This is a genomic window from Streptomyces sp. BoleA5 (assembly GCF_000373665.1).
GTDB lineage: Bacteria > Actinomycetota > Actinomycetes > Streptomycetales > Streptomycetaceae > Actinacidiphila.
In genome coordinates this window covers 711,752-726,619 of record NZ_KB892090.1, presented here as the reverse complement: position 1 = coordinate 726,619, position 14,868 = coordinate 711,752, and the positions used below count along the sequence as shown (strand labels likewise).

Genomic DNA, 14,868 nt, shown 5'->3' with positions numbered 1-14,868 from the left:
GAAGATCGCCCCCGCCTGTCGCCCGCGGGCGTGCCCACCGATAGCGTTTCGGTCGTCGCTGTGAGCCACGGGAGGGAAACCGGTGACCGAGCCGTCGGACGTCGCGCCGCCGCACGACTGGACCGCCGTGGAACAGGGCCTGTGGCAGGCCTTCCGCCGCGGGGAGCTGTACGACCTGCGCACCGGCATCCCGGAGCGGGACGACCCGGCCGCCGACCGCTTCTGGGGCCCGGACCGCACGGTGCGGGCCGAGGTGATCGCCAAGCTGCTGCTCGACGGGCCGCAGGCCGCCTCGGGGCGCGTGTCGTGCGTGAAGCTGTCCGGGGCCCAGATCAGCGGGCAGCTCAACCTCTCGGGCGGCACGGTGGTGCCGTACGTGGAGCTGCACGACTGCCGCTTCGAGCAGCAGGTGCTGCTCGCGGAGTGCACCTTCACGACCCTGCGCATGGTGCGCTGCGCCATACCGCGGCTGGAGGCGGCCCGGCTGCACACCTCGGGCGACCTGCACCTGCCGCAGTGCACGATCGAGGGCGGGATACGGCTCACCGACGCCCACATCGGCACGGACCTGCTGCTCAACCAGATCACCCTGCGCAAGGACCGGCACGGCCGGGCGCTGGCGGCCGACGGGCTGAGCGTCGCCCAGGACGTCGAGGCCGAACTGATCGAGGCGACCGGCGAGATCAGCCTGCGCAGCGCCCGCATCGGAGGCCGCCTCAGCCTGCGCGGCAGCCGGCTGCACAATCCGTACGGGCGCTACGCCCTCAACGCGGCCCGCGTCACCGTCGAGCACACCCTCTACCTGAGCGCGGGCTACGTCGGCACCGGCGGCTCCGGCAGCGGCACCCCGCCGCTGGGTGTGCGCACCCGGCGCTTCAGCTCGGACGGCGGGGTGCGGCTGGACGACGGCCGGTTCGGCAACGCGGTGATCATCCACCAGGCGCGGTTCCGGCTCACCGGGGGGCAGCAGCTGTCGCTGCGCCGGATCCAGACACCCGAGCTGCGGCTCACCCTGGACCAGCCGCCGACCGGGACGATCTCGCTGGCCGGAGCGCGCGTGGGCAACCTCACGGACAGCCGCACCTGCTGGCCCGAGGCCGGCGGCCTCGACCTGACCGGCTTCGCCTATGGCTCGCTCAGCCCCGAGGGCGCCTTCCCGCTGCGCGCCCGGATCGCCTGGCTGGCCGCGGCCACCCCGGAGTACAGCCCCGAGCCGTACGAGCACCTGTCGGCCGCCCTGCGCGCGAGCGGCGAGGACGCCGACGCCCGCGAGGTGCTGCTGGCCAAGCACCGCAGGCGCCGCGAGACCCTCCCGCTCGCGGGCAAGCTGTGGGGCTACCTGCAGGACGTGACCGTGGGCTACGGCTACCGCCCGGGCCGGGCCGCCATCTGGATGGCGCTGCTCTGGGCCTTCGGCGCGGTGTTCTTCAACGTCCACGGCGAGCCGCGTCCCGTCGACGGCGGCGCCTTCCCCCACTGGAGCCCCTCCCTCTTCGCCCTCGACCTGCTCCTCCCGGTCATCAACCTCGGCCAGGACAACGCCTGGCGCCTCGGTGGCAGCGCCCAGTGGGCCGCCGCCGTCCTCACCATGCTCGGCTGGATCCTCGCCACCACCGTCGCCGCGGGCGCCTCCCGCCTCCTCCGCCGCGGCTGAGGCCCCGGCCGAGGCCCGCCGAGGCCCGCCGAGGCCCGCCGAGGTCCTCGCCGAGGGGGCGCGCTCCGGGCGCGGACGGCCCGTTCGGGGCGAAAACGGACGGGGCGGGACGAGGGCGACGATGGGGGTCGGCGTCACAGGCCCTAGGCTTGCTGACCGTGACCGCTCGTCTTCCGCTCTTCCCGCTCGGCTCCGTCCTCTTCCCGGGGCTCGTGCTGCCGCTGAACGTCTTCGAGGAGCGCTACCGCGCGCTCTTCCGCGACCTGCTCGCCCTGCCCGAGGACGCACCGCGCAGGTTCGGCGTCGTGGCGATCCGCGACGGCCACGAGGTCGCCCCCGCGGGTGCCGAGGAGGCGGCGGCCGGATACGCGGCGGACCTGTCCGGGGCGCTGTACGCACTGGGGTGCACCGCGGACGCGGCGACGATCGGGGAGCGCGAGGACGGCGGCTTCGACGTCGTGGCGACCGGCACGACGCGCTTCAGGCTGCTGTCGGTGGACGCCTCGGGGCCCTATCTGACCGGTGAGGTCGAGGAGGTCGCGGAGGAACCCGGCACCGGCTCGGGGGCGCTGGCGGCCGACGTGGCGCGGGCGTTCCGCACCTACCAGAAGCGGCTGGCCGGGGCACGGGAGCGGAGCCTGGCGGGCAGCCAGGAACTGCCGGACGACCCGACCGTGCTGTCGTACCTGGTGGCGGCCGCGACCGTCGCCGGGACCCCGGCGAAGCAGGCCCTGCTGGAGGCGCCGGACACGGCGGCCCGGCTGGAGGAGGAACTGCGGCTGCTGCGCCGCGAGGCGGCCGTCATCGACAAGCTGGGCGCCCTGCCCGCCGTGGACTTGACGCGGCAGGTGCCGAGCCCCAACTGACGTATCCTCGCAGCGCCATGGTCAAGAAGAAGCAGTCATCCTCCGGCGGCACGCCCGCCACCGTCGCCCTGGAGAAGGCGAACGCCGCCTTCACCGTGCACGCGTACGCCCACGACCCCGCCTCGGAGCTCGGCTACGGGGAGGAGGCCGCACAGGCGCTGGGCACCTCCCCCGACCGGGTGTTCAAGACCCTCGTCGCCGACGTGGACGGGGCGCTGACCGTCGCCGTCGTCCCCGTCGCGGGCTCGCTGGACCTGAAGGCGCTGGCCTCCGCGGCCGGCGGGAAACGCGCCGGCATGGCGGACCCGGCCGCCGCCGAGCGGACCACCGGCTACGTCAGGGGCGGCATCTCCCCGCTGGGGCAGCGCAAGCGGCTGCGCACGGTGGTGGACGCGTCGGCGCTTGAGCACGCCACGGTCTTCGTCTCTGCCGGCAAGCGCGGCCTGGAGGTCGAGCTGTCTCCGCAGGACCTGGTGCGGCTCACGGACGCGGTCGTCGCACCGATCGGACGCGCCTGACCCCTGGACGGCGCAGCCTTAAGGGCGCACTCTGCCCGGAAGCGCACCCGGCTCAGGGGAGGCCCGATGTCCAAGCGCACCCGCAAGCGCAGGTGGCGGATCAAGAAGCGCAGGGCCAACCACGGCAGGCGCCCGGCGTGACCTCCGGGCCCCGCGTCAGACGCCCGGGGGCGGCGGCTTCCATTCCACGGCGGGGGGCTGCTCGTCGCGCGGGCCGAAGCCCGTGGTGAGCAGCAGATGGGTGAGGACGGCCCCTATGGGCCAGGCCAGGAGCGCGCCCTTGGCCTGCAGTTCGAGGGGGCCGTCGAACACCTTTTTCGCGCCGACCGCCCTGGCGTGCGCGATCAGGTCGCTGGTGGGGCCGAGCCAGGTGCCCAGCCGCCAGGCCAGCACGGAGCCCAGTACGGCGCCCGCGGCCATGCCGAGGACCACTCCGACGCCGCCGCGCCGGCTCCGCCAGAAGACGACCGCCCCGGTCAGCACCCCGATACCGAGCCCGAGCAGCACGAAGGTGCCGTCGGCGCCGATCGCCTGCTCCCCCTCGGTGTCCTTGAGGTAGACCGCCTTGCCGTCGGAGACCAGCGGGATCCGCGGCGCCAGCCACAGCCACAGCAGGCCCAGGACCACACCCGCCACGGCCACGAGCACCGCGGTCAGTGCGCCGCTCTTGAGCTCCCGGACGGGGTCCATGCGGCTCTCCTGCTCCGGGAACGGCGGCAGCGGCGCGGGCGGCCATTGGTCGTGAGGGGTCAGGGGTGCGGTCACCCTGCCATCGTGCCAGGTCCGTCCGTGGCCCGCGTCACCGGCACCTCACCGCCGCCACCCGGCGGTCACCGGCAGGCGGCACGCCGGTAGGCCCAGGTGGCCGCCGCCAGCGACACCAGGCCCACGGCCGCGCACACCGACAGGTCGGCGGTGACCGCCAGCCAGTCGGGGCGGTCGTCGAAGCTGCGGATGAGGGCCTCCACACCGTAGGTGGAGGGCAGCAGATCCCGTACGTAGCGGATGGGCTCGGGCAGGTTGCCGGCCGGCAGCACGCCCAGCAGCAGCGCGGCGGACATGCCGAGCTGGCCGGCCAGGGTGGCCAGCTCCTGGCGCGGCGCGAGCAGCCCGAGCGCCGCCCCCAGCCCGGACAGCGCGGCCCCCGCCAGCGGGATGACCGCGGCGAGGATCCACAGGTTCGCGAAGGGCAGCTGGAACAGCGCGCAGCCGATGCCCGCCGTCACGAGCGTCCCGGGCACGGTGAAGGAGGCGTACGCGCCGGCCGCGCCCAGCACCACGGCGGCCGGGGGCACCGGAAGGGTCGCGTAGTGGTCGAGCCCGCCGGAGGCGCGCAGCTGCCCGAAGTACTGGGCCAGCAGGTTGAGCGCCACGAAGGCGACGACCAGCACGCTCGATCCGGCGACCACCGCGCGTGCGGCCGGGCCGCCGTCGACGACGCCCCTCATCATGATCATGATGCCGACCGACTGGAAGGTCGCCACGAACAGCAGCGGGATCCGGGCGACCTTCGCCCGGGACATCTGCGCCCGGTACACCGCGGCCATCGCCGGCAGCAGCCGGGCGCGCGGGGCCAGCGTCGCGGCCTCCGCCCCCAGGGGGGCGGAGGGCGCCGCCGGTGCAGCCGTACGGGTGTCCGCGCCCGCGGAGATGATCGTCACTCCGCGCCGCCCCACCGCGCCGTGCCGTGCGCCCCGTCCAGATCCGTGTCCAGATCCACGTTCCGGTCCGTGTTCCGGTCCGGGTCCGGGGTCAGGTCTCCGCCGTTGCCACCGTTCACGCCTTGACCAGTCCCTTCCTCCGACCGCCGAGCGCCAGGTAGACATCCTCCAGGCTCGGCGCCGTCAGGGTGAAATCGTCGAGCGCGGTGAAGGCCGGCCCGCCGGTCAGCTCCGCGACCACGGCACGGGCCCGCTGCTGGGGCAGCCGCAGCGTCCAGCGGCGTCCGGTGACACGGGCCGTCTCGCGCAGCGCCGCCACGCCGGGCACGGCCAGCGGGGGCTCGTCCCGCCACACCAGGTCCAGCCGTACCTCGTCGGCGACGAGCGCCTTGAGCCCGGCCGGGGTGTCGCAGGCGATGACCCGGCCCTCGTCGATGACCGCGACGCGGTCGAGCACGGTCTCCGCCTCGATCACGTTGTGGGTGACGAGCAGCACCGTGGTGCCGCGTTCGGCGCGCCGCCGGTCGACCGCCGCCCAGACCGCGCGCCGGGCGACCGGGTCCATGGCGGTGGTCGGCTCGTCCAGTACGAGCACGGGCCGTTCGCCCACCAGGGCGGCGGCGAAGCAGGCCAGCCGCCGCTCCCCGCCCGACAGCCGCTTCAGCGGCCGTGAGGCGAGGGCGGTCAGTTCCAGTTCCTCCAGGACGGCGTCCCGCTCGGCGCGCGCGGCCCTGAGGTCGAGGCCGCGCAGCCGTCCGGTGGTCTCGGCGGCCAGGGCCACGGTCAGTTCGTCCAGCGCGCTCGACTCCTGGCCGAGGTAGCCCACCAGCCGTGCCGCGCGCTCCGGGTGCCGGACGATGTCGTGGCCGAGCAGTTCGACGCTGCCCGCGTCGGGACGCAGCAGCCCCGTCAACTGGCGTACGAGGGTGGTCTTCCCGGCACCGTTGGGGCCGAGCAGCCCGAAGATCTCACCGCCCCGGATGTCCAGGTCGATGCCGTCGTTGGCGCGTACCGGGGGGCTCGCGGCGCCGCGCCGGCCCCGCCCGGCCGGATAGCTCTTCACCAGCCCGCGCACGGTCACCACCACCGCCGTCCGCGCGGTGGCGTCCTGTTCCGTGCCCGTACTCACGAGGACCGAGCCTACGCTGCATCCCGGCCGGGACATGCCGCAGGGTCGGATCCGGGCGCGCTCACTCGCCCGGAGAGGCCCTCGCGACGACGGCGCGGGCGTCGATCTCCCGCCAGAAGCCCGCCCGGATGGCGTAGCGGTCGTGCTCGTCGATCTGGTCGTCCTTGTGGGCCAGCAGCCCGAACCGGGCGGCGTAGCGCAGCAGCTCGCCGTCGATGCGGTGCGGGACGCGGGGGTACTCGGCGGAGAGCACCTGGAGGTGGGTCGCGTCGGCGAGCCGGCCGATCCAGCGGCCGGCGAAGACCTGGCCGACCTCGTACGGGTCGCCGCTGACGGCCGTGATGTCCTCCTCGCGGTCCGCCCAGCGCTGTTCGGCGCTGGTGAGCTGGGCCAGCGTGGGCAGGGTCGCGTCGGCACCCTCGGCGCCGCCGACCAGCCCGCGGTCGGAGGACCAGCGCAGGGTGGCGCCGGCGGCCGCCGGGGACGCGGGGTGCGGGGAGGAGTGCCCGCGGTGGACGATGCCGGCGACGTCCTTCGGGGTGGGCACCAGACCGCGGCCGGCGGTGGCGGCGGGTGCGGCGGGACTCGGGCGGGTGCCGTTGCGCTCGGCGGTGACGACCTGGGGCGCGGCGGCGGCCGGCTCCGCGGGCTGGTCGGCCGCGGGCTGCGACTCGGCGCCCTGGGCGGTCTCGGGCAGCGGTGCGGAGAGGATCGCGGCGATCTCGGGGCGCGGGGTGAGCGGTGCGCAGACGCCTGCGGGCTCCCGTACGTGGATGGCCCGGGTGATCCACTCCCGGTCCAGGACGCGCCGTTCGTCGGCCTCGGCGACCAGGTCCTCGGACTGGTTGAAGTCGCCGTCCGCGGCCTGCACGGCCCACAGATGGACGGCGACGCCGTGCTCCTTCGCCGACATCATGCCGGGCAGGAGGTCGCCGTCGCCGGTGACCAGGACGACGTCGGAACACGCGCGGTTGCGGGCCAGCTCGGACAGCTCGGCGTGCATCGCCGCGTCGACGCCCTTCTGCGCCCAGCGTCCGTCGGTGCGGGTCAGCGCCCCGAGGCGGACCGTCACGCGGGGCATCACGCGCAGCCTGCGGTGCTCCGGCTGCGGTACGCGGTCGGGGGCGCCGTCGAACCAGTAGATCCGCAGCAGCGGCTGCCCGGTCTCCTTCTCGGCGCGCTCCCGCAGACCCGCGACGATCTCGGAGTGGTCGACGGTGATCCGGGACCGGGAGGGCTCTCCGGCGAGGAGGCTCGCGGCGGCTCCGAGCAGGTAGCCGGCGTCCACGAGGACGACGCAGCGGTCCATCGGTCTCACCCTCTTCTCCGAAAGTCCTGCCGTCCGACCCCCCGGTAACACTGCTGCCCCGAGTCTGCCCGAACACGGGGGCGTTGTGACCGGTTACGCGATCACCGGCGCGCCACACTCTGCAACTGCCCGAAATGCGACCTTCGTACTCCCGTGCAAGCCTGAGTGCGGCCCATCATCCGAGATTTCCCCCAAGGAGGAATCGTGGGCAAGAACAAGAACCGGGGCGAACGTACCGGCCAGCAGCACGACCGCGGCGCCGCGACCACCGAGGAGCACGCGAAGAGCGCAGGCGGACGCGAGCCGGTGATGACGGTCCCGGGCGCCGAACCGCACGTGTCGCAGAAGCGGCAGAAGAAGTTCGGCCACAACTAGCGCGCAGGCGCCGGTCGCTCATGATCGAGGGTGGCACCCCTTCCGGAAGGGGTGCCACCCTCGTCGCTTCCGCGCGCCGGCTCGGCGCGTGATCAGCCCGCCTGCTGCTGGGCGGTGGCGAGACAGGAGGGGCCGAGGAGGGCCTTGAGGTCGCCGAAGAGCGCCGGGTCGGCAGTGACGCGGTGGCGGTCGAGCCGCAGCACCGTCGTCTTGCGGGCGCCCTGCAGCCGCACGCGGACCTCGGTGCTCCCCTTGTGGCTGGCGAGGACCTCACCGAGGCGGGCGACCAGCGGCGGAGTCACCTTCACCGTCGGGATGGAGATCGTCACCGGGGCGTTGGTCCCGGCGTCCGTGAGGTCGGGGACCATCAGCTCCATGGCCACCAGGCGCGGGATGTCCTCGCGCTTGTCGAGCCGGCCCTTGACGAAGACGACGGCGTCCTCGACGAGCTGGGTCGAGATCAACTGGTAGGTGGCCGGGAAGAACATGCAGTCGATGGAGCCGCCGAGGTCCTCGACGGTGGCGATGGCCCAGGCGTTGCCCTGCTTGGTCATCTTGCGCTGCAGACCGGAGATGATGCCGCCGATGGTGACGATCGAGCCGTCGGAGTAGTCGCCTGCCAGCGCCGAGACGGAGGCGTCCGCCTTGTCGTTGAGGACGTGCTCGATGCCGAAGAGCGGGTGGTCGGAGACGTACAGACCGAGCATCTCGCGCTCCTGCGCGAGCAGGTACGTCTTGTCCCACTCGACGTCGGAGAAGGTGACGTCGAGGCCGAAGCCCGGTTCGTCGCCCCCGTCGTCGTCGCCCATGCCGCCGAAGAGGTCGAACTGCCCCTCGGCCTCCTTGCGCTTCACCGCGACCACGTTGTCGATCATCGGCTCGTAGTGCTCGGTGAGGCCCTTGCGGGTGTGTCCCATCTCGTCGAAGGCGCCGGCCTTGATCAGCGATTCCACGGTGCGCTTGTTGCAGACCACGGCCTCGACCTTGTCGAGGAAGTCGGGGAAGGAGGTGTACTTCCCCTTGGACTTGCGGCAGCGAATGATCGAGTCCACCACGTTCTGGCCGACGTTGCGGACGGCGGTGAGGCCGAACAGGATGACGTCGTCGCCCTGCGCGGTGAAGTTGGCGTCCGACTCGTTCACGTTCGGCGGGAGCACCCTGATGCCCATGCGGCGGCACTCGTTCAGGTAGATCGCCGACTTGTCCTTGTCGTCGCGCACCGAGGTGAGCAGCGCCGCCATGTACTCGGCCGGGTAGTTGGCCTTGAGATAGGCCGTCCAGTAGGAGACCAGGCCGTACGCGGCGGAGTGCGCCTTGTTGAAGGCGTAGCCGGCGAACGGCACCAGGACGTCCCACAGCGCCTGGATCGACTCGTCGCTGTAGCCGTTCTTCCGGGCGCCCTCCTGGAAGATGGTGAAGTTCTTCGCCAGTTCCTCGGGCTTCTTCTTGCCCATGACGCGGCGGAGGATGTCGGCCTCGCCGAGGGAGTAGCCGGCGATGATCTGGGCGGCCTTCTGCACCTGCTCCTGGTAGACGATCAGACCGTAGGTGACGTCGAGGACCTCCTTGAGGGGGGCCTCGAGCGCCGGGTGGATCGGGGTGATCTCCTGCTGCTTGTTCTTCCGCAGCGCGTAGTTGATGTGCGAGTTCATGCCCATCGGGCCCGGCCGGTAGAGGGCCGAGACGGCGGAGATGTCCTCGAAGTTGTCGGGCTTCATCATGCGCAGCAGGGAGCGCATGGGGCCGCCGTCGAACTGGAAGACGCCGAGGGTGTCGCCCCGGCCCAGCAGTTCGAAGGTCTTGGGGTCGTCGAAGGGCAGGGCCAGCAGCTCGATGTCGACGCCCTTGTTGGCCTTCACCAGCTTGACGGCGTCGTCCATGATCGTGAGGTTGCGCAGGCCCAGGAAGTCCATCTTCAGCAGGCCGAGCGACTCGCAGCTCGGGTAGTCCCACTGCGTGATGGTGACGCCGTCGGAGTGCCGCACCCAGACCGGGGCGTGGTCGACGATCGGCTCGCTGGACATGATCACGCCGGCGGCGTGCACGCCCATCTGCCGGACCAGGCCCTCCACGCCGCGGGCGAGGTCGATGACCTTCTTGGCGTCGGGCTCGTTCTCGTACATCGACCGGATCTCGCCGGCCTCGCTGTAGCGCGGGTGCGCGGGGTCGGTGATGCCGGAGAGCGGGATGCCCTTGCCGAGGACGTCGGCGGGCATCGCCTTGGTGAGGCGGTCGCCGACGGCGTACGGGTAGCCCAGGACGCGGGCGGAGTCCTTGATCGCGTTCTTGGCCTTGATGGTGCCGTAGGTGCCGATCATGGCGACCTTGTCGGCGCCGTACTTCTCCGTGACGTACCGGATCACCTCGGCGCGCCGGCGCTCGTCGAAGTCGATGTCGACATCGGGCATGGAGATGCGCTCGGGGTTGAGGAAGCGCTCGAAGATCAGGCCGTGGTCGATCGGGTCGAGGTCGGTGATGCCCATGGCGTACGCGACGATCGAGCCGGCCGCCGAACCCCGGCCCGGGCCCACGGCGATGCCGTTGTTCTTGGCCCACATGATGAAGTCGGCGACGACGAGGAAGTAGCCCGGGAACCCCATCTGGATGATGGTGTCCATCTCGTACTCGACCTGCTTCATCCGGTCGTCCGGGATGCCTCCGGGGTAGCGGCGGTGCATGCCGCGCATGGTCTCCTCGCGGAACCAGGTCACCTCGGTGTAGCCCTCGGGGACGTCGAAGCGGGGCATCAGGTTCCGCGCCTGGAACATGCCGTCGGTGTCGACCTGCTGCGCGACGAGCAGCGTGGTGTTGCGGCAGCCCTCCTGCCAGGCGTCGGACGAGTCGATGCCGAGCATCTCGTCCGTGGTCTTCAGGTAGTAGCCGGTGCCGTCGAAGCGGAAGCGGTCGGGGTCGGAGACGTTCTTGCCGGTCTGGATGCACAGCAGCGCGTCGTGGGCGTCGGCCTCGTGCGCGTAGGTGTAGTGCGAGTCGTTGGTGACGACCGGGGGGATGCCGAGCTTCTTGCCGATCTCCAGCAGCCCGTCGCGGACCCGGCGCTCGATCTCGATGCCGTGGTCCATCAGCTCCAGGAAGTACCGCTCCTTGCCGAAGATGTCCTGGTACTCGGCGGCGGCCTTCACCGCCTCGTCGAACTGGCCGAGGCGGAGCCTGGTCTGCACCTCGCCCGAGGGGCAGCCGGTGGAGGCCATCAGGCCCTCCGACCACTGGGCGATGGTCTCCTTGTCCATGCGCGGGTACTTGGTCAGCCAGCCCTCGGCGTAGGCGTCCGAGGAGAGCCGGAAGAGGTTGTGCAGACCCGTCGCGTTCGCCGCCCAGATGGTCTTGTGCAGATAGGAACCGGAGGCCGAGACGTCGTCGCGCTTCTGGTGCGGCTGGCCCCAGGTGACCTTGCGCTTGTTGCGCCGGGACTCCGGCGCGACGTACGCCTCGATGCCGATGATCGGCGTGATCCCGGCGCCCTTGGCCTGGTGGAAGAAGTCGTACGCCCCGTGCAGGTTGCCGTGGTCGGTCATGGCGATGTGCGTCATGCCCATCTCACCGCAGGCCTTGAACATGTCCTTGAGCCGTGCCGCCCCGTCGAGCAGGGAGTACTGGGTGTGGACATGCAGGTGGGTGAACGGCGTGGTCACGGGAAGCGACACCTCCGGCATCGGTCGTCATCTGGCGGCGTTGGAATCCTACGCCGGGGGTCCGACAGCCGACGCCATTCCCGCGCGTCCCGCCGCGTCCGGCCGGCCCCGTGACCGGCCGGACGCGGAGGGTGGCGTCAGCTCGCCCGGTAGGCGGTCCAGGAGCTCTTCATACGGCTCACCTGGCCCGCGGTGAACTGGTACATGCAGGAGTCGTAGGTGTAGTCCATGAAGTTGTGGACCGGGTCCGCGCCACTGGCCGTGCAGGTGTCGCGGCCGGTCGGGCAGGCGCTGGCGGCGGTCTTCTCGGCGGGCGTGTCGGAGACGTAGTCGCCGTTTGCGCCGCAGCCGCCCTGGAAGGTGTGGTACAGGCCCATCCAGTGGCCGACCTCGTGGGTGGCGGTGTCGCCCTGGTTGTAGTTGGTGGCGGAACCGCCCGGCACGGACGCGTCGAGGATCACGACGCCGTCGTCCTTGGGGTCGCCGGCGTACCAGCTCGGGAAGGTGGCCCAGCCGAGCAGGTCCTCCTGGAGGTTGGCCGAGTAGATGTTGAGCGCGCTCACCCCGCCCTTGCGGAGGCCGGTCTTCATCGCGGTCTCGGCCGAGGAGCTCTCGGTCAGGTTGTACCAGGCGGCCTTGTCGGTGTAGTCGGTCGCGACCAGCGAGAACCGGAAGCCGGAGTCGACGTTGCCGGTGCCCTGGCCCGCGTAGGCGGCGTTGAGCACAGCTATCTGGCCGGAGATGGCGGAGGCGCTGAGCTTGCCGGTGCTGCCGCTGTGGATGACGTGCCAGTAGACCGGGATGGTCGTCGTCGCGGCGGCGGCGACGCGGGAGCCCTTGCCCTCGGCCTTGATCCTGGCGACGCGCTTCTCGAGGTCCGCGTCCATCGCCTTGGCGGTGGCGTCGCTGACGGCGTTGGGCTCGTGGGCCGTGGAGCCCTTCATCTTGCGGGCCGCGGCGTCGCCGCTGTCCGCGCACTGCTCGGCGGGGGTTCTCGCGTGAGCTGAGGCGCTGCTCACGGTCGCCGTGGCGCCGGTGAGGGGAAGCAGGGCCAGGGCTCCGGTCACGGCGGCGAGACCGACGAGACGGCGGGAACGGGGGGTGCGTGACATGTGGGGGCACTCCTCGTGGGACGTACGGGAGGAATTTCCTCCTCGCCGTCCGGAGGTTATGTGTCCATGCCAGAACCGGTGCAGCCCTCTTCCGGCCCATTGGCGGACAGAGGGTAATCCCTGGACAACGAAGGTCCCTTGAGGGTCCGCGCCGGCCGGCGTGACGTCCCCGGAGCGCGGGACGGGCGGTGTGTCCGGATTCGGACCCGGGGGCTCCCCGCCGCCCGCCCCGCGACGGCCGGTCCGCGCACGATGCGGGGACGGGCCGGAAATCGACGTTCGGGCGGCTCAGCGTACCGGCGCGTGGACCCGCTCGACCTTCTGCGTGCCCGACAGGGTGCGGTACGAACGCTCCCAGGTGGAGGAGGCGTTCGGGTCGGTCCGGTCGGAGAGCGCGTAGTAGTCCATCTGCGCCCGCTCACCGGTGATGTCCAGCACGCCGTAGCCGTGGGAGTCCATGTCCAGCCACTTCACATGGCGGTTGGCGGCCTTCACGGCGGCCTCGGCCACCGTGGAGAGCGTGCCCGGGGCCACCTTGAGGATGTCGTCCAGGTTGTCGGAGGTGACCGAGGTGACCACGAACTCGGTCGCAGCCGAGGCCGAGAGCGGATAGGTCGCCGCCTTCACCGGGACGTCGTTCGCCCACGCCATGTGGATGTCGCCGGTCAGGAAGACCGTGTTGCGGATGCCGTTGTCCCGCAGGTGGGCCAGGATCTCGCGGCGGTCGTCGGTGTAGCCGTCCCACTGTTCGACGTTGACCGCCAGGCCCTCGGCGGGCAGGCCGTCCCTTGCGCGGATGCGGCGCCGGCGCCGGCCGTCAGCCGTATCAGCGCGGCGCCGGTCACAACGGCGCCGGCCTTGACGACCGAACGGCGGCTGGGTGTTCTCGATGAGGTCTGTGAGGGTGCAGAGGTCTCGGTCACGGCCGGTCAGATTACGCGTCAGTAACCCCTTTCCGGGACCCCGTGCACGAGGTTTCCGAAGGACTTCGCCCCCCGGCCCCCGGCACGACGCCGGGGACCGGAGGGCGAAGCGGCCCGCGGGCTGGTGCTATCCCTTGCCGATGATCTGGTCGACGGCGGCCGTGTACTGCTCGGGGGTCATCGCCTGCACGCTCTCGAGGGGCTTGTCGTCGAGCTTCACGGTCGGCGTCGCGTTGATGCCGTCCGCGCTGAACTGCTTGTCCATGGTCAGCGCCCACTTGTCGTAGGTGCCGTTGCGGACCGCGTTCTCGAAGGTCTTGTTGCCCTTGAGCGCGTCGACCTTCTGCGCCAGTTCGATCAGCTTGTCGGCGCTGCCGAAGTCGTCCTTGGTCTCCTCGGGGTGGACGTCCTTGGAGTACAGCAGCGCGTGGTAGTCGACGAACGCCTCCTTGCTGACGTTCAGGGCGGCGCCCAGCGCGCTCAGCGCCTTCTTCGAGCCCTGGCCCTGGCCGAGGCTGTTGTCGAGGAAGGCCCCCATGGTGTAGGAGATCTTGTACCTGCCGTCCTTGGCGTCCTTCTGGACGGTCTCGCCCGAGGTCTGCTCGAACTGCGCGCACACCGGGCAGCGCAGGTCCTCGTACACCTTCAGCGTGTGCTTGGCGTTCTCGTCGCCGATGACGATCGACGTGCCGTCCTTGCCCGAGGAGTTGGCCGGCTTGACCAGCGGCTTGTCCGCGGCCTTCTCCCAGTAGGTGGGCGCGTTCATCTTGACGACGGCCACGGCTATGCCGGCACCGAGCGCCAGCACGCCCAGGACGCTGCCGCCGACGACGAGCTGCCGCCGCAGCTTGTCCCGCTTCGCCTGCCGCTCGCGTTCGACGCGCAGCCGCTCACGGGCGGCGGTCTTGGCGGCCTGGCTGTTTCGCTTGCTCATGGTGGTGTGATCTCCGACTCGTACGTACGTGGGTGAGGGGTGGGGCGCCGTGCTCAGCGGAAGCCGAGGCGGGCGGGCGGCCCTCGCCGTACGACGGAGTGCAGGAGCAGGGGCAGCGCCGGGGCTGCGGCCGCGGGCCCGGCAGCGCCGGGACGGGTCGCACCCCGCGGCCCCGGCGTCCGGAGGACGGCCACCGCGACGAGCAGCGGCCTGAAGGCCGCGCGCAGCAGGCGGTGCAGGGCGTCCTCGCCGGCCCGCAGCCACCCGGCGGCGACCAGGCCGACGCAGACGTGCGCCAGGAGCAGCAGCCACGGCGAGGTGCCGGTGCCGGACACCCCCGGCGCGCCGGCGAGTGAGCCGCCGACGTCGCCGTGGCAGACCAGCGCCTCGTTGAGCGAGCGCCACGAACCGGTGACGGGACCGCCGCCCGGGCCGTAACAGGTGTCCTGACCTGCGGTGAACAGCGTGTCGACGGCCAGTTCCAGCGGGACGAGCAGGCCGGCGATCGGCCAGTAGCCGCGCTCGCGGCGGCCGAGCGCGTACGCGACCGCGAAGACGCCCGCGAAGGCCCCCGCCGTGGTCGTCATCGGCAGGGGCTCCCGCGAGAGCATGATGTGGGCGGTCGCGGACAGCGTCACGCACAGCGCGGCGAAGCATCCCGCGCGCAGTGCCCTCAGCCGGGGCCCGGTCCCTTCCATGGCGCAGAGTGTGTCATGCCGGTGTGTAAGCAGTGCCTA

General features: G+C 71.9%; 13 protein-coding genes and 1 pseudogene. 4 read left to right on the top strand and 10 right to left on the bottom strand.

Annotated features, from left to right (window positions below; genetic code table 11):
* Positions 1–82 precede the first annotated feature (82 nt).
* The 3 genes from B085_RS0103420 to ybaK all read left to right on the top strand — a co-directional run bounded on the left by B085_RS0103420 (position 83) and on the right by ybaK (position 3,038).
* Positions 83–1,654 (top strand): hypothetical protein, encoded by a 1,572-nt coding sequence (locus tag B085_RS0103420; RefSeq protein WP_018557159.1) that lies wholly within the window; start codon positions 83–85, stop codon positions 1,652–1,654.
* 158 nt (positions 1,655–1,812) lie between these two features.
* Positions 1,813–2,520 (top strand): LON peptidase substrate-binding domain-containing protein, encoded by a 708-nt coding sequence (locus B085_RS0103415; RefSeq protein ID WP_026250632.1) that lies wholly within the window; start codon positions 1,813–1,815, stop codon positions 2,518–2,520.
* A 17-nt stretch (positions 2,521–2,537) separates the two neighbouring features.
* Positions 2,538–3,038, top strand: a complete 501-nt coding sequence (gene ybaK, locus B085_RS0103410; protein ID WP_018557157.1) for a Cys-tRNA(Pro) deacylase — start codon at positions 2,538–2,540, stop codon at positions 3,036–3,038.
* A gap of 156 nt (positions 3,039–3,194) precedes the next feature.
* Here ybaK and B085_RS0103405 read toward each other — a convergent pair whose 3' ends face one another.
* The 5 genes from B085_RS0103405 to B085_RS0103385 form a co-directional block, all read right to left on the bottom strand.
* Positions 3,195–3,803, bottom strand: a complete 609-nt coding sequence (locus B085_RS0103405) for an ABC transporter permease (RefSeq protein ID WP_078619723.1) — start codon at positions 3,801–3,803, stop codon at positions 3,195–3,197.
* A 65-nt stretch (positions 3,804–3,868) separates the two neighbouring features.
* On the bottom strand, positions 3,869–4,699 hold the full coding sequence (locus tag B085_RS0103400; protein WP_018557155.1) for an ABC transporter permease: 831 nt from the start codon (positions 4,697–4,699) through the stop codon (positions 3,869–3,871).
* Positions 4,696–4,818 (bottom strand): hypothetical protein, encoded by a 123-nt coding sequence (locus B085_RS51365; RefSeq protein WP_018557154.1) that lies wholly within the window; start codon positions 4,816–4,818, stop codon positions 4,696–4,698. The genes B085_RS0103400 and B085_RS51365 overlap by 4 nt, the downstream gene beginning before the upstream one ends.
* A complete protein-coding gene (locus B085_RS0103390) occupies positions 4,815–5,828 on the bottom strand; it encodes an ABC transporter ATP-binding protein (protein WP_018557153.1) in 1,014 nt (337 codons plus the stop codon). Before B085_RS0103390 ends, B085_RS51365 begins: the two co-directional genes overlap by 4 nt.
* Before the next feature lie 61 nt (positions 5,829–5,889).
* Positions 5,890–7,137 (bottom strand): NYN domain-containing protein, encoded by a 1,248-nt coding sequence (locus B085_RS0103385; RefSeq protein ID WP_018557152.1) that lies wholly within the window; start codon positions 7,135–7,137, stop codon positions 5,890–5,892.
* A 204-nt stretch (positions 7,138–7,341) separates the two neighbouring features.
* Between B085_RS0103385 and B085_RS49075 the strand changes: the two genes are divergently transcribed.
* The gene (locus B085_RS49075) at positions 7,342–7,512 is read left to right on the top strand and encodes a hypothetical protein (RefSeq protein WP_018557151.1); all 171 of its coding nucleotides are present in this window, start codon (positions 7,342–7,344) and stop codon (positions 7,510–7,512) included.
* 92 nt (positions 7,513–7,604) lie between these two features.
* Here B085_RS49075 and dnaE read toward each other — a convergent pair whose 3' ends face one another.
* From dnaE to B085_RS0103350, 5 genes and pseudogenes are all read right to left on the bottom strand, one after another.
* Entirely contained in the window at positions 7,605–11,183 is a 3,579-nt protein-coding gene (gene dnaE, locus B085_RS0103375; protein ID WP_018557150.1) for a DNA polymerase III subunit alpha, read from the bottom strand.
* Between the two features lie 116 nt (positions 11,184–11,299).
* Entirely contained in the window at positions 11,300–12,274 is a 975-nt protein-coding gene (locus B085_RS0103370; protein ID WP_018557149.1) for a zinc metalloprotease, read from the bottom strand.
* A gap of 288 nt (positions 12,275–12,562) precedes the next feature.
* Positions 12,563–13,057, bottom strand: a pseudogene (locus B085_RS0103365) (alkaline phosphatase D family protein); the annotation flags it as partial.
* 267 nt (positions 13,058–13,324) lie between these two features.
* A complete protein-coding gene (locus tag B085_RS0103355) occupies positions 13,325–14,131 on the bottom strand; it encodes a DsbA family protein (RefSeq protein ID WP_018557146.1) in 807 nt (268 codons plus the stop codon).
* 53 nt (positions 14,132–14,184) lie between these two features.
* Positions 14,185–14,829 (bottom strand): hypothetical protein, encoded by a 645-nt coding sequence (locus B085_RS0103350; RefSeq protein WP_018557145.1) that lies wholly within the window; start codon positions 14,827–14,829, stop codon positions 14,185–14,187.
* Positions 14,830–14,868: the final 39 nt, after the last annotated feature.